This window comes from Hymenobacter lapidarius, from assembly GCF_001816145.1.
Classification (GTDB): domain Bacteria; phylum Bacteroidota; class Bacteroidia; order Cytophagales; family Hymenobacteraceae; genus Hymenobacter; species Hymenobacter lapidarius.
On the sequence record NZ_MDZB01000107.1, the window covers coordinates 1 to 23054 of the forward strand.

14 protein-coding genes and 3 pseudogenes are annotated in these 23054 nt (G+C 62.0%); 7 read left to right on the top strand and 10 right to left on the bottom strand.

From position 1 onward, the window contains the following. Positions 1-137: 137 nt before the first annotated feature. From BEN47_RS21460 to BEN47_RS10945, 5 genes are all read right to left on the bottom strand, one after another. Positions 138-287: a TolB-like translocation protein gene (locus BEN47_RS21460; protein ID WP_158010984.1), complete on the bottom strand. Its 150-nt coding sequence runs from the start codon at positions 285-287 to the stop codon at positions 138-140. Positions 288-491: 204 nt separating this feature from the next. Continuing rightward, complete coding sequence (locus tag BEN47_RS10930; protein WP_070728439.1) at positions 492-3470, bottom strand: DEAD/DEAH box helicase; 2979 nt, start codon at positions 3468-3470, stop codon at positions 492-494. Positions 3471-3591: 121 nt separating this feature from the next. Next, positions 3592-4824: an ABC transporter permease gene (locus BEN47_RS10935; protein WP_070728441.1), complete on the bottom strand. Its 1233-nt coding sequence runs from the start codon at positions 4822-4824 to the stop codon at positions 3592-3594. A gap of 200 nt (positions 4825-5024) precedes the next feature. Beyond that, positions 5025-5834 carry a class I SAM-dependent methyltransferase gene (locus BEN47_RS10940; protein ID WP_070728443.1) on the bottom strand — a complete coding sequence of 270 codons (810 nt, stop codon included), beginning with the start codon at positions 5832-5834 and terminating at the stop codon, positions 5025-5027. A gap of 87 nt (positions 5835-5921) precedes the next feature. Beyond that, the gene (locus BEN47_RS10945) at positions 5922-6344 is read right to left on the bottom strand and encodes a ribosome-binding factor A (protein WP_070728445.1); all 423 of its coding nucleotides are present in this window, start codon (positions 6342-6344) and stop codon (positions 5922-5924) included. Positions 6345-6475: 131 nt separating this feature from the next. Between BEN47_RS10945 and BEN47_RS10950 the strand changes: the two genes are divergently transcribed. Beyond that, entirely contained in the window at positions 6476-7891 is a 1416-nt protein-coding gene (locus BEN47_RS10950; RefSeq protein WP_070728447.1) for a hypothetical protein, read from the top strand. 14 nt (positions 7892-7905) lie between these two features. Here BEN47_RS10950 and BEN47_RS10955 read toward each other — a convergent pair whose 3' ends face one another. The 3 genes from BEN47_RS10955 to BEN47_RS10965 form a co-directional block, all read right to left on the bottom strand. Further along, positions 7906-8499: a PH domain-containing protein gene (locus tag BEN47_RS10955; RefSeq protein ID WP_070728448.1), complete on the bottom strand. Its 594-nt coding sequence runs from the start codon at positions 8497-8499 to the stop codon at positions 7906-7908. Positions 8500-8517: 18 nt separating this feature from the next. Next, positions 8518-9567, bottom strand: coding sequence for a selenide, water dikinase SelD (gene selD, locus BEN47_RS10960; RefSeq protein ID WP_070728450.1), 1050 nt, complete (start codon positions 9565-9567; stop codon positions 8518-8520). 179 nt (positions 9568-9746) lie between these two features. Next, positions 9747-10331: a DUF2911 domain-containing protein gene (locus BEN47_RS10965; RefSeq protein WP_239691565.1), complete on the bottom strand. Its 585-nt coding sequence runs from the start codon at positions 10329-10331 to the stop codon at positions 9747-9749. Between the two features lie 295 nt (positions 10332-10626). Between BEN47_RS10965 and rimP the strand changes: the two genes are divergently transcribed. The 3 genes and pseudogenes from rimP to infB form a co-directional block, all read left to right on the top strand. Then, positions 10627-11097, top strand: a complete 471-nt coding sequence (rimP, locus tag BEN47_RS10970; RefSeq protein ID WP_239691566.1) for a ribosome maturation factor RimP — start codon at positions 10627-10629, stop codon at positions 11095-11097. A 114-nt stretch (positions 11098-11211) separates the two neighbouring features. Next, positions 11212-12444: pseudogene (nusA, locus tag BEN47_RS10975) on the top strand (transcription termination factor NusA); the annotation flags it as partial. A gap of 357 nt (positions 12445-12801) precedes the next feature. Further along, positions 12802-15300, top strand: a pseudogene (gene infB / locus BEN47_RS23040) (translation initiation factor IF-2); the annotation flags it as partial. Positions 15301-16806: 1506 nt separating this feature from the next. On the opposite strand, the pseudogene BEN47_RS23095 reads toward infB, so the two are convergent. After that, positions 16807-17583, bottom strand: a pseudogene (locus BEN47_RS23095) (DUF7948 domain-containing protein); the annotation flags it as partial. Positions 17584-17837: 254 nt separating this feature from the next. Here BEN47_RS23095 and BEN47_RS10985 point away from each other — a divergent pair. The 3 genes from BEN47_RS10985 to BEN47_RS10995 all read left to right on the top strand — a co-directional run bounded on the left by BEN47_RS10985 (position 17838) and on the right by BEN47_RS10995 (position 21866). Continuing rightward, positions 17838-19025, top strand: coding sequence for an endonuclease/exonuclease/phosphatase family protein (locus BEN47_RS10985; RefSeq protein ID WP_070728454.1), 1188 nt, complete (start codon positions 17838-17840; stop codon positions 19023-19025). A 195-nt stretch (positions 19026-19220) separates the two neighbouring features. Then, positions 19221-20705: a cysteine--tRNA ligase gene (gene cysS, locus BEN47_RS10990; protein ID WP_070728456.1), complete on the top strand. Its 1485-nt coding sequence runs from the start codon at positions 19221-19223 to the stop codon at positions 20703-20705. 129 nt (positions 20706-20834) lie between these two features. Continuing rightward, on the top strand, positions 20835-21866 hold the full coding sequence (locus BEN47_RS10995) for a M28 family peptidase (protein ID WP_070728458.1): 1032 nt from the start codon (positions 20835-20837) through the stop codon (positions 21864-21866). 85 nt (positions 21867-21951) lie between these two features. On the opposite strand, the gene BEN47_RS11000 is transcribed toward BEN47_RS10995, so the two are convergent. Beyond that, on the bottom strand, positions 21952-22860 hold the full coding sequence (locus tag BEN47_RS11000) for a S66 peptidase family protein (RefSeq protein WP_070728460.1): 909 nt from the start codon (positions 22858-22860) through the stop codon (positions 21952-21954). Between the last annotated feature and the right edge of the window lie 194 nt (positions 22861-23054).

Below are 23054 nucleotides of genomic sequence, written 5' to 3' on the forward strand. Positions count from 1 at the left end.
GCGAGAGGCGCATCCAGAGCGTATCGGAAATCGTGAATTCTTGGGTCGTGGCCATGCCGCTAAAGTACCACTTCCTTAATCCCTATTCGGATAGGTTCTAAGTGGTATTGCTCTGTTGGAACCGTTCCGGCTATTCCTTATTTCCAATCGGGTAAGAAGGCATTGGAGAACAGCTTAGTCCGGTTCTTTCCATCAAGGTCCACCGTGAAAATATCCGGGGCGCTGAGGTCGTCGTTCACCCGGTTCACGAAAATGATTCGGAACCCATCGAGGGAATAGCGGGGCATAACGTCGTTTGTGCCTGCCACTTTGCCCGAACTGTTACTTGTGATATCGACAGCTGTATTGCCACTCAATCGCTGCGTAAATAGTTGAGCATAATACTAGTGGACTGGTTTATCGTTGGATTATTTCTGTCACCGTAGACACTTGCAAGCAAGGTAAAAAAGGCGTATTGGCGACTACCGTAAACAAACCTGCGGAAGGCCCTGCTACCCCAGCAGTTCCTCAATATCGGCCCGCGTGAGGTGCTTAATCACGGCCTCGTCGGTGGCAATGAGCTCGCTGACCAGCGCGAGCTTGCGCCGTTGCAGGGCCAGGATTTTCTCCTCCACTGTGCCCTGAGTGATGAATTTGTAGGTAAACACCGGGCGCTGCTGACCAATGCGGTGGGCCCGGTCTACGGCCTGGGCTTCCACGGCGGGGTTCCACCACGGGTCGAGGATGAAGACGTAGTCGGCGGCAGTGAGGTTGAGGCCCACGCCGCCGGCTTTCAGGCTAATGAGGAAGATTTTCAGGTCTTCGGTTTCCTGGAAGCGCGCTACTTCGGCGGGCCGGTCGCGGGTGGCCCCGTCGAGGTAGGCGTAGGGCATCTGTCGCTCGTTGAGGGCCGCTCGCACCAACGCCAGGTGCTGTACAAATTGGCTGAATACCAAGACTTTGTGGCCTTCTGCTACCACGTTGCGGAGCATGCGCAGGACTTCGCGCAGCTTCCCCGACTCGTGGGCGTAGGTGTCGTCGGCAAGGCGCGGATGGTTGGCAATCTGGCGCAGGCGGGTGAGGCCTTGCAGCAGCAGAAACTGGGTGCTGGCGGGGCCGTTTTCGTCCAGGTTACGCAGGATTTTATTGCGGTAGAAGCTTTTGGTCTCCTCGTAGGCGTGGGCCTGCTCCTCGGTCATGGGGCAGTAGCTCAGCTGCTCGGTTTTTTCGGGCAGTTCCTTGGCCACCTGGGACTTGTGGCGGCGCAGAATGAATGGCTTGATAAGCGCGTGCAAGCGGCGGGTGCGGCCTTCGTCCTGGTGCTTCTCAATGGGCTTCAAAAATTCCTTGCGGAAGAAAGCCTGCGTGCCCAGTAAGCCGGGATTAATGAACGACATCTGCGACCACAGGTCCATGGTGCTGTTTTCCACGGGCGTGCCCGTGAGAATCAGGCGGTGCTTGGAGCGTAGCTGGCGCACCGCCTGCGAGGTAGTGGAGGACGGGTTTTTGATGGCCTGCGACTCGTCCAGAATTACGTAGTCAAACTTGTAGCTGGCCAGCATTTCGGTATCGAGCCGCACAATGCCGTAGCTGGTCAGCACCACGTCGTAGTCGGCAAACCGGTCGGGGTTTTTATCGCGGTACGTGCCGGTATAGGCCAGCACGCGCAGGTCCGGAGTGAATTTCTGCGCTTCGTTCAACCAGTTGAACACCAGTGAAGTGGGGAGCACTAGCAACGAGGCCGCGTTCTGGGCCTCGCCGCTTTCGGCGCGCTGCTGCAGCATGGCCAGCGTCTGTATGGTCTTGCCAAGCCCCATGTCGTCGGCCAGGCAGCCCCCGAAATGGTAGTCCTGTACAAAGCGCAGCCAGTTGTAGCCGGCCTTTTGGTAGGGGCGCAGCTCGCCCAGAAAGCCAACGGGCAGAGGATGGTCCTCTACTTCGGCAAAATCGCGGAGCTTGGCCAGTTTGCGGCCCATGCGCACGGTGGCCAATTCGTTGCTCTGCAAATCGGCTACCAGGGCCAGGTGGTGGCGGCGCAGGTTCAGGCCTTCGGGGGTTTCTTCCCCAAAAGCAAACAGCTCCAGGTAATCCGTAAACCACTCCTCCGGGATGATGGCAATCTGGCCATTGGGCAGCTTGAACTCGCGGCGGCGCTGCAGAATGTGCCCGCGCAGCCGGATAAACGGCACCTCAATGTCACCGAAGCGCACGGTGCCGCGCACATCAAACCAGTCGCCCGCCTCCTGAATGCCCACGTGCACGCTGGTGGGCCCAATGAAGTAGCTCTTGGTGGCCGTAGAAGCCGCTTCCACGGTGTAGCCCAGCTCGGCCAGGGCCATGGTATTGTCGTGCAGCCACTTAAAGGCTTCGCCTTTGGGCAGCGTGGCCTGGCCGTTTTCTACCGTGAGCAGGCGTTCCCGCAGCTCGGCCACGGTGGCTTGTTCCTGCTCGGGGTTGCGCAGCAGGCGGTGGAACACGTAGCTTTCGTCCGTCTTTTCCAGGCGCACGCTCACCGGTTTGTCGGTGCCCAGGGGCATTAGGTGTGGGCCGTAGCGGAAGCTCAGCTCAAAGTGAATCTGCTCGGTTTCGCCGCCGGTGAGGAGCGGGGCCACGGGCTTGGGCAACGGAATGCGGCCCCGGCGGGGCGGCCCGGGCGGGCGCACGGGCGCCTCGGGCGGGGGCACGGCCGGCATCGCATCACTGAAGGTGAGCCGCGGGCGCGCCACGTAGCGCTCCGACCGAATATCGAAGCCCCGGGCGTGCACCTCGAAGGATTCCATGAGCGGCGCCACAAACTTCTGGAAGTAGCTCTCCTCCACGTTGCGCGGCACTACAATAAACTTCTTCTTCAGAAAAGGCAGCAGCTTGCGCCCGTCTACCTCGGTCCGGAAGGAGTACAGCAAGTCGCCGAGCAGCAGCCATGCCGGCTGCAGGCACACCAGCAAGGCGTCCTTGTACTGGAAGTCGAGGCGCTGGTTCTGGTACTGAATGGTGGGGAAGTAGTGCGTGCCGTCTTCGTTGCGCCGGAAGTGGAAGAGGATGGAGGCCTTGGCCGGCGCTAGGCCAATTTCCTTCCAAGTGGGTTCGCCGTCGCGGCCCATGATAAACACTCGCTTGCCAGCCAAGCGCGCTAGTAGGGCGGCCATGCGGGTTTGCACGTGCTTGGCAATGGCCTCCTGCAGCGGTTTGTCGCCCTTTTCGGCGTTGTAGGTTTTCAGGAAGAACTCGGCCGTGGCAATCTTGCGGGGCCAGAATTCTTTCACCACCGCTTCCTGCTGAATCTGGTCGCAGAGCTCCACCAGTTCAAAGTCGGTGGCATCGAGGCTGGCTTCGAATTCGTGCGCGTTTTTGCCCGAAACGGTCTGGTGCTGCAGCGTTAGCTGGCCCCGGGGGCCCAACTGCACCACATAGGCCGCAAACAAATGGCCTAGGAACTCGTGCTCAAAGAGCGAGTAAACAATTTGAAACGGTTCTGCGGTAGATACTTTCATGGCCGGACACGCGGAAAGCGCAAGGTAGGGCTGAAAGCGTAAATAGGCACAGAAGAGCTTTACGGCAATAGCAGCGGAGCTAAACCCTTACGATAGGGGGCCGGCAGAGATGCACTCAGCCCTACAAATTATCCCGCAGGTCCAGCTTGCTCGCGTTCAGAGCGGGGCGAATGCTCACGGCCAGGGTGATAAGGATGATGGACAGGCAGGTGAAAACAATGTCCGAGACCTGCATTTTCACCGGGTAGGCATCCACTACGCTCGTGGCCATGCCCATGCTCACAAAGCCGAAATATTGCTGCAGCCAGCACAGCGTCACGCCTAGCACGAGGCCCGTGGCCGCGCCCACCAGCGCCACAATGGCGCCCACGAGGAGGAACGTTTGCCGCACGGTTTTCTCGGTGGCGCCCATGGCCAGCAGCACCGAAATGTCTTTTTTCTTATCAATGACGAGCATCGAGAGCGAAAAAAAGATGTTGAGCGAGGCGATGAGCAGGATGAGCGTGAAGGTGATGAACACGAACAGCTTCTCCACCTTAATGGCCTTGAACAAGCTCACGTGCTGCTCGTCGGAATCCTGCACCTTAAAGTCCGGCCCGAGCTGCTTGCGGAGCTGCTCTTTGACCTGGTCTATCTCGAAGCTGGCGCCCACCTTCACGTGGAGCGCGGTGCGGCGGGTGGTGTAGCCCAACAGGCGCTGGGCGAAGGAAAGCGGCACAAAAATGTAGCTGTCGTCGATGTGCTGCTCGATGAGAAACACGCCGCCCGCAATCAGGTTCTGCTCATTAAAGGCCTTTGCCGGGTCGATGCTGAGGGTTTTTTTGCCCGGCGTGTTGCGCGGGTACAGCAGGCGCATGGGCGCCAGCCGGTTGTTGAGCGTGATGCTGAGCTCGTGCTGCACGCCGGCCCCCACCAGGGCCAGCTCCAGGCTGTCGCGGCGCAGGCGGTGGTCGCCCTCCCGGATGTTGGCATCAATCTGGCTCTGCCCGAAGTAGTTATCGCTCAGGCCGCGCATTTTCACCACCATCTGGCGGTCGTGGTACTGCAGCAGGGCGTTGTCTTCGATAACCTCCGTGAGCAGGGCCACGCCGGGCGTGTTTTCCAGCTTCATCAGGAAGGTGCGGTCCACGTCAAAGGCCTTGCCCTTGGTAGCCGAAATAACCAGATTGGGGTCCGATTTTCCGTAGAGCGTGCGCACCAGGTCCTCCAGCCCGTTGAACACCGACAGCACAATAATCAGCGCCATGGTGCCCACCGCCACCCCAATCATCGAAATATTCGAAATGATGGTGATGATGTTGCGCTTGTTCTTCGAGAGAAAGTAGCGCCGCGCAATGAGGAGTGGGACGTTCATAAATCACGGATTCGTCGGATTTCGCCCGGATTAAGCGGATTTTGTGGACGACTCCTCCGGTGGCGGTAGGGTGGCTGTGCGAGGATTGCGAGCGGAAAGCTACGCTAACGAAGACGTAAATGGAATATTGACAACCCGAACCCGACGAACAGCGACCCCAAAACCCGCGCAATCCGGCCGAAATCCGCTTACTACGGGTTCTACTTCCAGGCCTTCACAATCAGGCCCGTGCCCGAGTCGTGCACGGTGCGGGCGTCGAGCCAGTTGAGGAGCAGGCAAAACGGAAATACCACGGCATAGTAAAACGGCAGCAGGATAAAAAACAGGCGCGACTTGCCCAGCATCAAAATGGGGTACTTCATGCTGAGGCGCCACGAAATCTGGCCCGGCTCGCCGTAGGCGTAGCGGGCTTCGATGCGCTCAAAACCGGCCGTGCTCAGCTTCTGCTGGATTTCGCGAATGTTGTAGCCATCGCGCACGTGCTCTTCAATGAAGCTGGTTTCGCCGTCGTCGTGCACGTCGGAGCCGCCCTGGTCGCTGGGCGTGGAGATGAGCAGCATGCCGCCGTCCTTCAGCGAAGCGTGAATGTTGCGGAACACCTCCACGTCTTCCAGAATGTGCTCCATCACGTCCACCGACAACGCCAAATCGAAGGAGTTGGGCTCCTGATACAGCACCAAATCCTGCACCGCAAACTGCACGTTGCGGCGGCCAATCTGCCGGAAAAACTGGTTGGAGTCGGCCACTTGGTCGTCCTTCACGTCCACGGCCAAAATGTTCCATTCAGCGCTCAGCCCGCTCAGCCAGTACGTGTACTGCCCGTAGCCGGAGCCGGCATCGAGGATGTGCAGCGACTCCTGGGTGCGGCCTTTGGCCCAGCGGCGCAGCTCCCGATGCACGTGCCAGGTGCGCAGCAGGAGCAAATCCAGCAAATGATAAAACAGTCGGCGCAGCCACGGCGTGCGGTTGAATACCTGGCCGAGCGTCTTCTTAATCGGGTCGTAGTACAATGCGGTGAATAAGCAAATGGGTGAATGGGTGAATGGTCTGTTGGGCGAAGGAGCGCACGACCACCTAGCAGTCGTTCACCCATTCGCTCATTCACCTTTGAATAGGCGCGGCCGGGTGGGCTTCTCTTCCGAGGCGTCCGCCTCGTCTTTGGGCGCGGCCGGAATGTCCAGCGTGCCCAGGACCTGGTCCATGTGGGCGGCGTAGGCGGCGCTGTCGTCGTGAAAGAAGATGAGCTCGGGCACCACGCGGGCCGTTTGGCGAATGCGCTTGGCCAGCGCCTGGCGAATGGCCTTGGCGTTTTCGCGCACAATTTCGAGCCGCTCGTTGGCGTCGTTGCCCAGCAGCAAGCTCAGGTACACGCGGGCCTGGCCCAGGTCGGGCGTCACCTTCACCATGCTGATGCTCGGCGCCAGGCCCCCCCCAAAGAGGTGCGGCAGGTCGCGCTGCAGTACTTGGGCCAGTTCCTGCTGGAGCAGGCTCGCCATTTTTTGTTGTCGTTTGCTTTCCATAATACAGGGCAAAGGTACGGATTGGGGAAGAAGGTACTTTAGAAGTACGGCACTTGGCCGGGCAGCGGGGAAGGTCTTGGGACCAATACCTTTGCGTGGCTCCCCCGTTCCCGTCTTTTACGTCCCCGTAGTTGCTTCGCTTTTTCAAAAGCTCCTTGCCCGCGCAGGTGCTGGCCCTGCTGGTGCTGGTGCTGGCCTTGCGCCTGCCGCTGCTGTGGCTGGGCCTGCCCGTGACGGCGGCCGAGCTGCGGGCCCTGCTCGTGGGCGAGCGGCTATACGGCGGCGCCCTGCCCTACCGCGACCTCTACGACGGCACCGCGCCGCTGGCCGCCGCCACGTTCGCAGTGCTCGATGCCGTGGTGTCGCGCCCGGTGTGGCTCTATCGGGTATTTGCCCTCACCCTGATGCTGGCGCAGGCTTTCCGGCTCAACCTGGTGCTGAACCGCTACGATGTGCACCCCGAGCGCGGCTACCTGGCTGCCCTCACCTACTTGCTGGTGGGCAGTGTGAGCACCGATTTGGATACGCTCTCGCCCCTGCTGCTGGGGCATACGTTCATCGTGTTTGCAATCAGCACATTACTGCCAACATCCCGGGAGGGCTACGACAACCGCCGGTTGTTCCGGGCCGGGTTTCTCATTGGCGTGGCGGCCTTGTGCTACCTGCCCCTGGCGCTGTTTGTGGTGGTGGGCCTGTTTGCGGTGGTCATTTTCGCGGCCAATTCTTTTCGTAGTTCCCTGCTGCTGCTGTGCGGGTTTTTCTTTCCCTACGCGCTGGTAGCAACGTTCTTTTTCTATATCGGGGCATTGCCGGGCTTCGTGCAGTTTCACCTGCAACCCGGCCTTACCGATTTGATTACCAGTGGCCTGCCGGCTGGTTTGCAACTGCGCTTGCTCATTGTGCCGGGTCTGGTGTTGGTTTTGGCCTTACTGCGGTCGCTGGGTACGTCGCTGGGCTTGGTCTTCCAGATAAAATTCCGGCAGATGATGCTGGTCTGGCTGGCCGTGGCCATTGCCACGGCCGCTGTAGAGCGCGGGGCGGCACCGGGCGTGCTGGTGCTGCTGCTGCCGCCGTTGGCGTATTTCAGCCTGTTTCTGTGGCAGCGCTACCAACACGGCTGGCTGCTGGAACTGCTGTTGCTGCTCGTGCTCAACGCGGCGGTGGTGCTGCGTTACCGGGCCCACGTGCCGCGCCTCGAAGCCCTGCTGCAGATGCCCGCCGAAAGCCGCTTCGGCCTCCAGCCCGACCCGCGCTATGCGGCGCTGCGCGGCCACACCTTGCTCATTATGGGGCAGGACGACCGGGCGTATTTCCACAACCGGCCCGCCACGCCATATCTGGACTGGGCGCTTTCCCAGGCCGACTTCGGGCACCTCAACGAGTACGCCGCCGTGGTGCGCATTGCCCAGAAAATGAGCGCCTCGCCCCCGGACTATGTGCTCGACCAGGTGGCGCAGGTGCCCCGCCTCAAGCAGCTGCTGCCCGCGGTATTCGGGGTTTACCAGCCCACCGGCACGCCCGGGCTATACCGCCGCCAGGTGAAATAAAAAAAGCGGGAGTTCTACACCCAGCACCAGGTTTTCTGCTGATTGTGAGAGGGTAGATTTCGCAGGAATACCGCCACCGGCTCCAAATCGGCCAGCAGGGAAGTGAGCACCACCACGCGGCCATCCTGCAGGTGCAGGCGGAGGTAGTCGTACTTGACCCAAAAAGTCCGGCGGGCCCGGCACGTTACCCGCTCTACTTTCGCCAGGTCGCGCCGCTCAAAAGTCACGCGCTGCTCCGCTTCGTATACCTCCAGGCGGTTTTCGGTGGGCTGAAAAACAAGCACCGTGCCCTCATTGAGCGTCCAGTACCGCACGTGCAGCAGCAACGCCGGGCCACTCAACGCCAGGGTAAACAGGACAAAGGCCGCCGTGAGCACCCATTCAAAAGAGCTGGCTTCGGGCCCGCCCATTGCCACGGCCGGCACCACGCTCAGGCCCGCCCCCAGCGCCAGCAACGGCCAAAACAACAGGCGCATCTGCCGCGCCGCCGTCACCTGGTAAATGTGGGTGCGCTTCGAGAACAGGCTCGTCACCCATCGCAACGCGCCCAACACCACTAGCAGCACCACCGCTATTTCCAGTAGCGGCTTTAGAAAAGCAAATTTCATCGACTTAAAGCACCAAGACTACGCTCCCACCTGCACCCAGGCTTCTCCTTCGGCGCGGGCCCGCAGGTGGCCAAAGCTTTCCAGCGCCAGCCCGTGCCGTGCAAATACCTCCAGCACCGCCTCGCGGCCCTCGGGCGCCACGCACACCAGCAGGCCGCCAGATGTCTGTGGGTCGCACAGCCACGCCCGCTGCTCATCGCTGATGGTCCCAACCTTGTGGCCGTAGCTAGCCCAGTTGCGCCCGGTGCCGCCGGGCACGCTGCCCTGCTTCAGGTAGGCCTCGGCCACCGCCATGCGGGGCACTTTCGAAAACTCAATTTCTGCCGTCAGGCCGCTGCCTTCGCACACTTCCGAAAGGTGACCCAGCAGGCCAAACCCCGTCACGTCGGTCAGGGCCGTCACCGCAGCCAGCTTGCTCAGCTCCGCCCCAATCTTATTGAGCTGCATCATCTGGGCCGGGGCAATGGACGCATCCTCATCGCGCAAAATGCCTTTTTTCTGGGCCGTGGTCAGGATGCCTACGCCCAGCGGCTTGGTCAGAAACAGCTCCGATCCGGCCGTGGCCGTGTCGTTCTGCTTCAGGTCCACGATGTTTACCAGGCCCGTCACGGCCAGGCCGAAAATGGGTTCCGGCGAGTCGATGCTATGGCCGCCGGCCAGCGGAATGCCCGCCTCGGCGCAAATGCTGCGGGCGCCTTCCAGCACGCGGGCAGCCACTTCGGGCGGTAGCTTGTCCACGGGCCAGCCCAGCACGGCAATGGCCAGCAGGGGGCGCCCGCCCATGGCGTACACGTCCGAAATGGCATTGGCCGAGGCGATGCGGCCAAAGTCATAGGCATCGTCCACGATGGGCATGAAAAAGTCGGTGGTCGAAATCACCGCCTGGCCCCCGCCAATGTCGTACACGGCCGCGTCGTCGCGGCTGGCATTGCCTACCAGCAGGTTGGGATATTGCGGCTGCGCGATGGTGGTGTGCAGCATCTGGTCGAGCACGGCCGGGGCAATTTTGCAGCCGCAGCCCGCGCCGTGGCTGTATTGGGTGAGTTTGTATTCCGTGGTGGGGGTCATATCGAAGAGAAAAGAAGGGGCTACGCCGCCGGTGGCAGACTACAAAAGTCCGCAAAGAGTTTTGTAGTCGCCGAGGTCACCGGCTGGGTCATCTTCGAAACGCAAAAATGAGGAACCTCCACCGGGCAAGCTTGCTGCGGCAGGGATTCCTCTTCTCAATGGTAAGTCAAAAGCCGTGATTAAGACGCCTTGCTGCTCACCGTCACGGGCACTTCCATATTCTCCCAGCGGAGTACCAAGCCTTTAGGTGTCACTTCGTACACCAACCGCTCGGTCAGGGTGGAGGCTTCGCGGGGCGTTACCATTACGCGCAGGGCGTCCAGCTTCTGGTCGTATTTGTAGGCGCCCCACTGGTTGGGCTCTTTATTGAATATAACCGTCCACTGCTTCGCGGCGGTCGGAATCACGAAGAAGCTGTACTTGCCGGCGGGCAGGGCTTTGCCCTCCACCAGCACCGGCTTGCTGAACTCCACCGTAGTCGCCTCGTTGGCCCCGGCGCGCCACACTTTGTCGTAAGGCTCCAAGCCGCCAAAAATGGTGCGGCCTTTCACCGCCGGGCTGCTGTAATTCACCGTCACGTCGGCGCTACCAATCTTGCCGCTGGCCGTAGCCGCGGGGCTTGGTTTGGTCTGCATAAGTGCCCGCGACTGCGGGGCTCGAGGCAACACCTTCGTCTCGGGAGCAGCTTGGGCAAATGCGGCGCTAGTCGTGAGCACGGCGGCCATGCCGATAACGGCTTGTCGAATGATTTGGTGGGTTTTCATGGATTTTGCTTCAATTATGTGGGTTACAATTTGAGACGACTCCAATTGCCTGCGCCCTGAAACTCAGCAGGCGGGCTCATGGTTTCAAAGTCAGAAATTGACAGCGGAAGTTGCTTTCCCGGAATTGTCGCTTCGGCTGCTCCTCAGTCCAGCCAGCGCTGGCAGCGGCCTACCCAACAGGCTGGTCTTGCACGGCGGCGCCCCTTGTCGTATCTTTGCCCCCGAAGTTGGTATTCGCTTTAGCAAAGAGGGGACGCGCAGTCCCCTCTTTTTTTGCCCGCTTTTTTCCTTAGTTATGCATTTCGACCGTACCCTACTGCTGGAAATGCTCCAGGACGCCATCGGCGAGGAGGAGCTGTTCATCGTGGGCCTCACCGTCTCCGATTCGGTGCTGCCGAAGGTGACCGTCACCCTCGACGGCCCCGAAGGCTTGGCCATTCAGGCGTGCGCCACCATCAGCCGCCGCCTGGCCCGACGCATCGACGAGCACTACGGTGAGGATTCCGCTTACTCCCTGGAAGTCACCAGTCCCGGTGCCGACCAGCCCCTCACTGACCCGCGCCAGTACACCCGCCACATCGGCCGTTCCCTGGCCCTGAAACTGGCCGACGGCACCGAAAAAACCGGCGTCCTCACTGCCGCTACCCCGGAAGGTGTGGAAATCGAAGAAGTCATCAAACAGAAAACCAAGAAAACCACCCTTCCCGCTGCCTTCTATCCCTTCGCGGATATTCAGGAAGCCAAAGTGGTTATCTCCTTTAAGTGAGCTATTAGCTAATAGCTGTTAGCTGTTAGCTGAGGTTCTTTCAGCGGCATTTTTCGCCAAAATTGTTTCATTAAAAAGCTAAAAGCCACCAGCTATTAGCTAACAGCTAAAACAATGAATAGCCACGAACTAATCGAATCCTTCGGCGAATTTGCCCGGAGCAAAAACATTGACCGGCCCACGATGATGAGCATCCTGGACGACGTGTTTCGCACGATGATTCGCAAAAAGTACGACCAGGACGAAAACTTCGACGTTATCATCAACCCTGACAACGGTGACCTGGAAATCTGGCGCAACCGCGAAATCGTGGACGATAACTCGGAGGACATCTGGGACCACGACAAAATCACCCTCACCGACGCGCAGAAAATCGAGCCCGATTTCGAAGTAGGCGAATCGGTGGCCGAAGGCGTGAAGCTGGAAGATTTCGGCCGTCGTGCCGTGCTCATGGCCCGCCAGACGCTTATTCAGCGCGTGAAGGATTTGGAGCGAGACAATCTCTACCAGAAATACAAGGACCAGGTGGGTGAAATCGTGACCGGGGAAGTCTACCAGGTGTGGAGCCGCGAGGCCCTCATCATGGACAAGGACGACAACGAGCTGGTGATGCCCAAGGGCGAGCAAATCCCCAAGGACCGTTTCCGCAAGGGCGACACCGTGCGCGCCGTGGTGCACCGCGTGGAGGTGATTAACGGCACGCCGAAAATCATCCTTTCCCGTGCTGCCCCGGCTTTCCTGGAGCGTTTGTTCGAGCTGGAAGTACCCGAGATTTACGACGGCCTCATCGTTATCAAAAACGTGGTGCGTGAGCCCGGCGAGCGCGCCAAAGTGGCCGTAGAAAGCTACGACGAGCGAATTGACCCCGTGGGTGCCTGCGTGGGCATGAAAGGCAGCCGCATTCATCCCGTGGTGCGCGAGTTGGAGAATGAGAACATCGACATCATCAATTACACTGACAACTTAGAACTCTATATTGCGCGGGCACTATCGCCGGCCAAAGTGGGTTCTATGAAGATAAACCAGGAGAGCGGCCGGGTTTCGGTATTCATGAAGCCCGACCAGGTGAGCTTGGCCATTGGCCGTGGCGGTGCCAACATTAAGCTGGCGAGCCGGTTGGTGGGCATGGAAATCGACGTATTTCGCGAAGCTATTGACTACGAGGAGGATATTTCCCTGGACGAGTTCCAGGACGAAATCGAGCCTTGGGTACTGGCCGAGCTGAAAAAAATCGGTCTGGACACCGGCCGTGCCGTACTGGCCGTGAAGAAAGACGACATCGTGCGCCGCACGGAACTCGAAGAAGAAATGGTGGACGATGTGTACCGCATTATCCGCCAGGAATTTGCCGACGACGAAGACCTCGACGAAAGCTCGCTGGAAGCCGCCAAAAAGCGTGCCGCTGGAGAGGCTGCCCCCGAGGTAAAGACTGACGAACAGGACGAGGAAGCTGCTGTAAATCATGCTTCTGAGGCCGAGATTACCCCCGAACATACCCCTTTGGAGACCGAAATGACTGAAGAACCCAAAGCAGCTACTGAGGACGCGGGCGCAAGCTCTCCCGCCGAGCCAGCCCAATGACGGCCGCGGGCCGGTACGGCAAGGGTAACAAATCGTGCCAGTTGGCGCGGTTTCGCCCTGCTGGCAAGATTTAATGTAATACCTTTGCACTTAGAAGCGTATCGAACGCGAGTAACAGATAGAATGGCGGAAGCAACCCCGAAACGGCTACAACAGGCGGCCAAAGACCTGAATATTGGAATGGACAGGGTGGTCGAAGCCTTGGCCAAGAAAGGTATACAAGTAGAGAACAAGCCCACCACGAAACTCACTGGTGAGCAAGTGGCCTCGCTTGAGAAGGAATTCGCGGCCTATGCCCATGACCGGCAGGAGGCTCAAAAGGTTATTCAGGACAAGCGCCAGAGTGACCTTGACGCGGCTCCCAAACCTGCTGCCCCGGCTCCGCGCCCGGTGCCGGCGGCTGCCCCTGCTCCCAAGCCGGTGGCGCCCGTTGCCCCCGTGGCCGCGGCACTAGCCTCCGCGCCTGCTCCAGTGGCGCCGGCTGCCCCTGTGGCCGCCGCCCCAACTCCTGCCCCCGCCCCGGTTCCTGTCGCGCCAGCCGCACCGGGCCTTAAGGTGATGGGTAAAATCGAGTTGGACAGCCGTGGCCGGGTAGTGGCCCCCAAGCCCAAGCCTGCGGAAACGTCGGCGGCAGTGCCAGCTCCTGCTCCGGTTGCTCCGGCCACGCCCGCCCCGGTTGCAGCTGTTCCTGCTCCCAAAGCGGAAGTGCCCGCGGTACCGGCTCCTGTGCCAGCTGCTCCGGTGGCTCCGCCAGTGGCAAAAGCCGAAGCAGCGCCTGTTGCACCGGTCGCTGCCCCTGCACCGGCCGCGCCTGCTCCGGTTGCACAGGCCTCCACTGCTGTTGCAGCCGCAGTCCCCGCTGCTGCCGCACCCGAGGCTCCTGCCGATGGCGGTATGCCGGAAGACACCAGTACCATCGTAGCCAAGTCGGATACGCTGAAGGGCCTCACGGTGCTCGGTAAAATTGACTTGTCATCTATCAACAACGACCGTCGTGGTCCGGGTGGCCGTGGCCCTCGTCCCATTGCATCTTCTGATGTGAGCAAGCGTGGTTTGCCGGCTGGTCCGGGTCAGAAGAAGCGCACGCGCTTGCCTGGCCCTCCCGGCAGTACCACGTCGCCGCCCAGCCCCGGCTACCAAGGCAACCGCCCGGCGGGTGCTCCCGGCCAGGGTGGCGGCTACCAGGGCAACCGCCCCGGTGGCGGCCCCGGCCAGCGCCCCGGCGGTCCCGGTCAGCGTCCCGGTCAGCCGGCTCCCAAGCCCAATGCGCCCGCCCTCACCCCTGAACAGGCTGAAAAGCAGATTCAGGAGCAGATTAAGGCCACGCTGGCCAAGCTCGGCGGCAACAAAGCCACCGGCCAAGCCAACCGCGCCAAGTACCGCCGCGACAAGCGGAGCATGCTGGCAGAGGACCGCGAGGCCCTGCGCGCGCAGAACGAGCTGGATGCCAAAACCCTCAAGCTCACCGAATTCATCTCGGCACATGACCTGGCCTCGCTGATGGACGTGAACGTGAACGAGGTAATTAAGGTGTGTTTGGGCATGGGCATGTTCGTGTCCATCAACCAGCGCCTCGACGCCGAAGCCATTACCGTGATTGCCGACGAATTCGGCTTTGACGTGGAATTCCTGTCGAAAGAAGAGGAAGAAATCAGCATCGATGCCGGCGACGACGAAGCCGACCTGAAGCACCGCGCACCGATTGTGACCATCATGGGCCACGTCGACCACGGTAAGACGTCGCTGCTTGACTACATCCGCGACGCGAGTGTGGCCAAGGGCGAGGCCGGCGGCATCACGCAGCACATTGGTGCCTACGAGGTGCGGACCAAATCGGGCCAGCCCATTACGTTCCTTGACACGCCTGGTCACGAAGCCTTTACGGCCATGCGTGCCCGTGGCGCCAAGGTGACGGACATTGCCATCATCGTGGTGGCGGCCGACGACTCGGTGATGCCGCAGACGAAGGAAGCCATCAACCACGCGCAAGCAGCCGGGGTGCCGATTATCATTGCCCTCAACAAGATTGACAAGTCTTCGGCCAATCCCGAGAAAATCCGCGAGGAGCTTTCGGCCATCAACATATTGGTGGAAGAATGGGGTGGCAAATACCAGAGCCAGGAGGTTTCGGCCAAGTCGGGCATTGGTATTGAGGAGCTGTTGGAAAAGGTGTTGCTGGAGGCCGAATTGCTCGACCTGAAAGCCAACCCGGACCGTGGCGCTATTGGTACCGTAATCGAAGCCTCGCTGGACAAAGGCCGTGGCTACGTGACCACCGTGCTGGTGCAAACCGGCACCCTGAACGTGGGCGATATTATCCTTGCCGGCCCGCACTTTGGCCGCGTGAAGGCCATGACCGACCACCGCGGTAAGAAAATGAAAACCGCGCCGCCCGCTACGCCGGTGCAGGTACTCGGCCTGACTGGGGCCCCACAGGCCGGCGACCGTATCCAAGTAATGGAGACGGAGCGCGAAGCCCGCGAAACTGCTACCCAGCGCCTGCAGCTGGCCCGCGAGCAGACCATCCGGACCAAGAAGCACATCACGCTGGACGAAATTGGCCGCCGTTTGGCTATCGGTTCGTTTAAGGAACTCAACATCCTTGTGAAAGGCGACGTGGACGCCCGGTGGCACCGGAAAGCCCTGCGTGGCACCGCAGCCGGCGCACACGGCCTGGTACACCACGCCGCGCTTGTCAAAGCGCGACGTGCCGCCGTCCACGTGCTCGGCTCCGGCCCCTTGCTGGCCGAAAAAGGTACCGTACTCCAGGCCGGTCATGCCGGCGGCGAACTGGGCCAGGTAAAAATCGCTACCGTCGGTGTTGCGCTGCACGGCGTTGCTGGTCACGGGCAGGCCGTTGGTGGAGCCGCCTATCCAGTTGCCGCCCAGGTCGTTGTCTTCGCCGCCCCAGCCGCTGATGTATATCCGCTCGCAGTCATCGACCAGGAAGGCAGTGGGTACTAGGTTGGGGCCGCCGCGCACGCCCGCCCGGTTGCCAAACGTGGTGCCGTAGACGCTGGCGGTCAGGTCCGGGCTTAGCTTTTGAATGAACTGCGTGCCGCCCACGGCGCCGTATTTGCCCGGCGTGATGGGGAACTGCCCCAGCGTTTGGCCAAACAGGTAGGGGCTGCCCGCCGCGTCCAGCTGCAGAAAATACGCTTGGTCGTAGCCGCTGGTGCCAATGAAAGTAGCGCGCTCCAGGCTGCGCCCGTCCGGGCTGATGCGGGCCGCAAAGCCGTCGGCGCTGCCGCCCTGGTACCCGGTGAGGTAGGCCCCGGCAGTAGCCGGGAAGTTGCTGGAAGTGGTACCGCCGCACACGTACACCCGGCCCTGGTTGTCGCGCTGCACCGAGTAGGCAGCGTCGGCGGCGTTGCCGCCCAGGTAGCCGGACCAGGCCACCGCCGTCAGGCCCGCGTTGAGCTTGCACACCAGCGCATCCGACACGCCCCCGCTGTAGGTGGCATTGAAGCCCAGGGTCCGGCCGGGGAAATTGGCCGAGCTGGTAGCCGCTGCCACGTACACGTTGCCGTCGCCATCCAGCAGCACGTCGCTACGGAAGGCGTCGCCGTAGTTGGCGCCAATGGCGGGCGGCTGCGCAATCACGCCGTCGTTGCCCGCGCCGCCCAGGTAGGTGCTGCCCACCAGCGCGCTGCCGGTGGCGTTGAGGCGCGTCACCACCAGGTCCGAACCGTTGGGCAGCTTGTACTTCTCGCTGCCCTCGCGGTTGCCGGTCCGGAACGGGTCGAGGGCCGTGCCCCCGCCAAAAACGCGCTGGGCAGCTCCGGTGGTGGTGGGGTAATTGGTCGAAGACGTGCTGCCGCACACCACCAGCTCGTTCTGCGCATTCACCACCAGGCTATGCGGGAAATCGGCTTGGTTGCCGCCCAGGTAGGTGGCCCACACCCGCGCCGCCGGGCCCGATACGGCGGTGTTGTATTTGATAAGGGCCATGTCCACGATGCTGCTGAAGCTGGTGCGGAAAGCGCCCGGCGTGGCCGGAAACGCGCCGCCGGTATCAAACACAATGCCGCCCGAGTACATGTTGCCCGCGTCGTCATAAGTCGCCGTGAAGCCCCAGTTGTCCGCCGTCGAGCCCGATAAGGTGGAGAACTGCACGGTGGGGTCGATGGTCAGGGCGCGGGACTTGTCGTAGGCGCCGAGGGCGAAAGTGAGGGTGCGGCCATTGAGTACGTAGCGGCAGGCCACGGGCTGCTGGCGACCGCGGGCATCGAGCTGCCAGGCCTTAGGGGCCAACTCGGTGGTGGTGCCCACGGTGGTTTTTATCACCAGGTTGCCGTCGATGTTCAGCGCCAGGCTGGTGGCGCCGTCGTAGCGCAGGGCCACGCGGGCGGGGTTGGCGCGGGGGGCCAGCAGCACGTCGTATTCCAGGTGGTGGCCGGCGTTTTCGTACAGCGTCAGGTCGATGCCCGGCCACAGCTCGGTGTAGCGCAGCCGCCGGAAGGCGCCCACGTGGCTGGCCCAGCGGGCGGCGTCGGCGCCCACAAAGTAGTTGCGCTCGCCGGGCGTGGGGGTTTCGGCCGTGAGTCGGCTGCGGGTGTTGGCTTTCTCAAAATGCACCGTGTAAGCGTGCCCCGCAATGTCGCCATCCGGCCGGCCGGTGCTGGCGGATGCGGCGCCCCGGCCGTTCTCACGGTGGTGGCTGAGCGCGGCGGGGTCCAGGAAGCTGTAGGTGAGGGCGTCGGCCTGCACGTAGAGGCGGCCGGCCGGTAGGGCGGCTTCGTAGCGCACGCGGCGGTCCCACTGCCCTTTGTTCGGAATAAACTCGAGGCTGGGGTTGCCCGGCTCGATGGAAACCGCGGCCGCGGGCGTGGCCTGGGCCAGCAGCGCCGGCAGCAGCAACGCGGAAAACAAACGGTGGCAGAGCGTGCGGAAAGGTTGAAGCATAGAGCGCGAAAGGTAGAACGGGCAAGGGAAACGGTATCAAAAACCAGGCAGCTCGCCCGGCACTTGCCGGAGTGCCAGGCCGGGTGCAAGCGTGACGCGCAAAATTCGTGCGAGCAGTGGCCGGCTCAAGGAAGTTGGCCAAAGCCCACCGCCTAAAAACCGGGCGCAATCCAAGTCGATAAAGATAAATAAACTTCTGTTGCCTCGCGGGCTCCCTTCAGTGCCGCTACCTTTGCGGCCCCGTTTATAATACCGTGCGCCGCTCTTTTGCTTTCAAAATCACGCTGCTTACCCTGTTGTGGCTCCTGCTGGCCATTGCCTGTCAGCAGGTGCCCGCCAAGGTTTTTTGGCCGGTGGTGTTTGGGGCCCTTACCACGCCGGTAGCCCTGGTCCTCACGGTGCTGCTGGCGCTGTACTGGCTGCGGCGCAACTGGCGGGTGGCGGTGCTGCCCATTGTGGCCTTGGTGCTTACGTGGCCCCACGTGCAGCGCGGCCTGCCCCTGCACCCTTCCTATCTCAACAGCAAAGTGGAGGTGAAAACGCAGGAGCTGCCCAATGGCCAGACGCTCCGCTCGCCCTTCCTGGCACCTGCATCCCCGGCCAATGTCTCGGTGCTTTCGGCCAACTGCCGCATCTTCAACGTGTATGCGCAGCTGCGCGACCCGGATTTTGCGTCTTCCAAGGGCTACATCCGCTGGCTGGCCGAAAGCCCGGCCGACGTGCTCTGCCTGCAGGAATACTACAACGAACCCCGCGGCTCCCGCGAAGTGGGCGACGTGTTCCGCACCGACGACCGGCTGGGCCGCGTTAGCGGGCGCCGCTCGTTCATTTCCGTTTCCCTGACCAACGCCATCGGGGCCGAGTTTGGCATGGCCATTTTCGCGCGCTTTCCCATCGTGCGGCGCGGCACCATTGCCTTCGGCCGCCTCACCCAAAACCACGCCATGTGGGCCGACCTGGCCCGGCCGGCCGGCCGTACCGGCCGCGGCCGCCCCGATACCATTCGGGTTTATAATCTGCATCTGCAAAGCATGAGCATGGCCGAGGCCGACATCGCCACGGCTACCGGAAGCCAGGCCGGCATGCGCGCCAAAGCGCCCAACCTGCTGCGGCGCTTCCGCAACGGGGCCGTGGCCCGCGGCGCGCAGGTTGATACCGTGCTGGCTCACATTGCCCGTTCGCCCTACCCCGTGCTGCTGACCGGCGACCTCAACGACCTGCCCTATTCCTACGCCTACGACCAGCTGGCCGATGGCCTGCAAAACGCCTGGGCCACCGTGGGCACCGGCATTGGCGCCACGTACAATGGCAAGCTGCCCGCCCTGCGCATCGACCAGCAGTTTGCCGGCCCCCAGTGGGAGGTGCTGGGCTGCCGCGTGCACCGGGAGATAAACTGGAGCGACCATTTTCCATTGGAAGCGCTGTATCAGCTTCGCCGTTGAACAATCGGAGGTCAGCGTAGCTAAGAACGGATATTTCAGCGGAGCTGAAGGTGGGGTAGTAGATTGGCGTTGTGCGGCTCGTAAAAGCTTCGTTCAGCTTTCGTGCAACGATTCAACCACCCCCGTCCGAGCCGTTGGCTCGAACATCCCCTCCTTACATAAGGAGGGGAGTTTCCCCCCCGCTACCTTTGCGCCATGTCGCTCTCGCTTTACAACACGCTTACCCGTAAAAAAGAAGAATTCCAGCCCGTACACGCGCCCCAGGTGGGCGTGTACCTGTGCGGCCCCACCGTGTATAGCGAGGCTCACCTCGGCAACGCCCGCGGGCCGGTGGTGTTCGACGTGCTCACGCGCTACCTGCGCCACCTGAAGTACCAGGTGCGCTACGTGCGCAACATCACCGACGTGGGCCATCTGGAAAGCGACGCCGATACCGGCGAGGACAAGATGGAAAAGGCCGCCCGCGCCGCCCGCATCGAGCCCATGCAGGTGGCCCAGCACTTCGCCAACCGCTACCGCCAGCACATGATGGCCCTGGGCTGCCTGCCGCCCGACATCGAGCCCCAGGCCAGCGGCCACATCACCGAGCAAATCGGCATGATTGAAGAAATCATCGCCAACGGCTTCGGCTACGAGGTCAACGGCTCGGTGTATTTCGACGTGCCCAAGTACAACGAGGCCCACCGCTACGGGAAGCTCTCGAACCGCAGCATTGAGGACCAGCTGGGCGGTACCCGCGACACCCTGGCCGGCCAGGACGAAAAGCGCAGCCCCCTGGATTTTGCTCTCTGGAAAAAGGCCTCGCCCGAGCACATTATGCGCTGGCCCTCGCCCTGGGGCGAAGGCTTCCCCGGCTGGCACTTGGAGTGCTCGGCCATGAGCCGCAAGTACCTCGGCGACCTCTCCGACATCCACGGCGGCGGGCTGGACCTCATGTTCCCGCACCACGAGTGCGAAATTGCGCAATGCCAGGCCAGCGACACCCACACCGACGAGTCGCGGGTGTGGATGCACAACAACATGATTACCGTGAACGGCACCAAGATGAGCAAAAGCCTGGGCAACTTCGTGCTGCTCGGCGACCTGTTCAAGGGCCCCACCGGCCCGCTGGCGCAGGGCTATTCGCCCATGGTGGTGCGCTTCTTTTTGCTACAGGCCCACTACCGCTCGCCGGTGGACGTGAGCGACGACGCCCTGCAAGCCGCCCGCAAAGGCTATCGCAAGCTGATGAACGGCCTGCGCCTGCTGGATAAGCTGGTGGCTACCAGCGAAGGCGCCGACCTGCCCGGCGACGCCGACCTGCGCAAGCTCACTGCCGACCTCTACACCGGCCTCGACGACGACCTGAACACCGCCCGTAGCATTGCCAGCCTCTTCAATCTGCTACGCAAGTTCAATACCTTGGCCACCACGCCAGCCGCCCTGGCCGATGTTTCGGCGGCAGCGCTGACGGAGGCCGTGGCTGCCTACCGGACCCTCGTAACCGATATTCTGGGCCTGCAGGACGAGCCCCGCGCCAACGCTGAGCAGCTGCTGGAGCTCACGCTCGGCTTCTACGCCGAGGCCAAAGCCGACAAAGCCTACGATAAAGTGGATGTGATTCGGGCCGCGCTCAAAGGCCAGGGCATCGTTATCAAAGACACCAAGGCCGGCGTGGAGTGGGCCTATAGCGAGGAATAAGTTGCCGTTGTTATTCGTTGCTTTGATAGAATAAATCGCCACAATCGTCAGGCTCCCCTCTCTTTTGGAGAGGGGCCTGCCCCATAGGGGTCCCGTGAGGTTCACCGTCCGCGCCGTCCCCCTTCTCTCATGAAAATTCGCTCCCTCCGTCTTCCCCTGGCCGCCCTCGCGGGCCTGCTCGTTCTCACCGGTTGCCCCGATAAGAAAACCACTGAAACCGCGGACACCACCCCGCCCGCCGAAGTGAAGCTGCCCAAGGCCCCGGTCTTCAGCGGCGACTCGGCGTATGCCTTCACGGCGAAGCAGGTGGCCTTTGGGCCGCGCGTGCCCAATTCCAAGGCGCACGTGGCCACGGGCGACTGGCTGGTAGCCAAGTTCAAAGGCTATGGCCTGAAGGTGATGGAGCAGCCCTTTGAGGCGATGACCTTCGATGGCACCATCATCAAGGCGCGCAACATTGTGGCGCAGTTCCAGCCGCAGGCCGCCCGCCGGGTGGCCATCTTCGCGCACTGGGACACCCGCCCTTTCGCCGACAACGACCCCACTAAGAAAAACGCCCCCATGGACGGTGCCTCCGACGGGGCCAGCGCCGTGGCCGTGGCCCTGGAAATGGCCCGCGTGCTCAGCCTGCAGCCCGACAGCCTCGCGCCCACCGTGGGCGTCGATTTCATTCTCTTCGACGCCGAAGACTGGGGTTATGACTCCGGCACCCAGGCCGACCTCAAAAACCAGCTGGACGGAGCCGGCGACTCGTGGTGCCTGGGTTCGCAGTACTGGAGCAAACACCTGTTGCCGGCCAACTACAAGGCCGAATTTGGGGTGTTGTTTGACATGGTGGGGGCCCGTGGGGCCAAATTCAGCCGCGAGGAGCTCTCGCGGGAGAAAGCGCGTTTTGCCGTGGATAAAATCTGGAACACCGCCGCCACGCTCGGCTACACCGATTATTTCCTGTTCAACGATTCGCCCGGCATCACCGACGACCACGTGTACACCAATCAGGCGGGCATTCCCACGGTCGACATCATCGACCACCTGCCCAACAACCCCGAGCAGTACTTCCCCAACTACCACCACGCCACCACCGACAACATGGCAATCATTGACCGCAACACGCTGAAAGCCGTGGGGCAAACGGTGCTGCAGGTGCTGTACCTGGATTAGAACAGGTTACAACCGCGCTTTGAGAGGCGGCCGACACTTGGGAACGCTCCGGGTGCCGGCCGCCTCTGCTGGTTTAGCCGCGGCCCTACGCAACGCTGAGCTGCGCGCCGGCCGTGCCCACCACCAGGCGCGCCCGTTGGCCCACCACCAGGGCCAAGTTATCGGCCTCGTGCCCTACGGGAAAGCCGTAGCCCACCGGGAAATCATACAGCTGCGCGTAGGAATTGATGGTTTCCTCGGCGGCGCTGCCGAAGGGAATGGTGTTGTCGCGCATCTGCGAGAAGTGGCCCACCACCAGCCCGGCCAGCCCGGCCAGCTGCCCGCTGCGGTGCAGGTGCAGCAGCATCCTGTCGATGTGGTAGAGGTACTCGTCGAGGTCTTCCAGGAACAGAATGCGGCCCGCAAAGCTGGCCTGTGAGGCCGTGCCGGTGATGGTGTGCAGCAGGCTCAGGTTGCCGCCCACCAGTTCGCCGGTGCCGGTGCCGGGGCGGTTGAGCGGGTGCGCCGGGGCTGCAATGGGCAAGGAGGCTTCGCCGAAAAGGGCCCGACGCAGGCTTTCCAGCGCCGCTTCGCCGCCGGCCTGATGAAACAACACCGGCATGACGCCGTGGATGCTGGCGTGGCCCAGGGCCAGCAAGTGGCTGTTGAGCACGGTGATGTCGGAGAATCCGGCCACCCATTTGGGCTGCCGGGAAAAGCGGGAAAAGTCCAGGCCGTCCACGATGCGGGCGGTGCCGTAGCCGCCGCGGGCGCAGAGAATGGCCCGGATGCTGGGGTCGTCGAGCTGCTGCTGGAAGTCGCGGCGGCGCAAGGTGTCGTCGCCGGCAAATTGGTGGTGGTCGCCGGCAATGGTTTCGCCCAACACCACCTCCAGGCCCCAGCTTTGGAGAGTAGCAATGGCCGGGGCCAGCTCGGCGGCGCTGATTTTGCGGGCCGGGCTGACGATGGCCACGCGCTGGCCGGGCTGCAGGGCGGGAGGAAACTGAACGGGCATAGGGAAGCGGGGGAAAGCGGCTGCAAATAACGGAAGCTGTATCTTCGAAGCCGCGCCGCTGCAACCGAGCAGCTGCATTCCGGCAGGTCCCAACCCCGAACCGCCCGTGCCGGTTTCACGTCAACCATTCAGGTTTAATATCCACATTTATACTGACTCAGACGCTATGAAAGCTACGCTACTTTTTGTTGGGT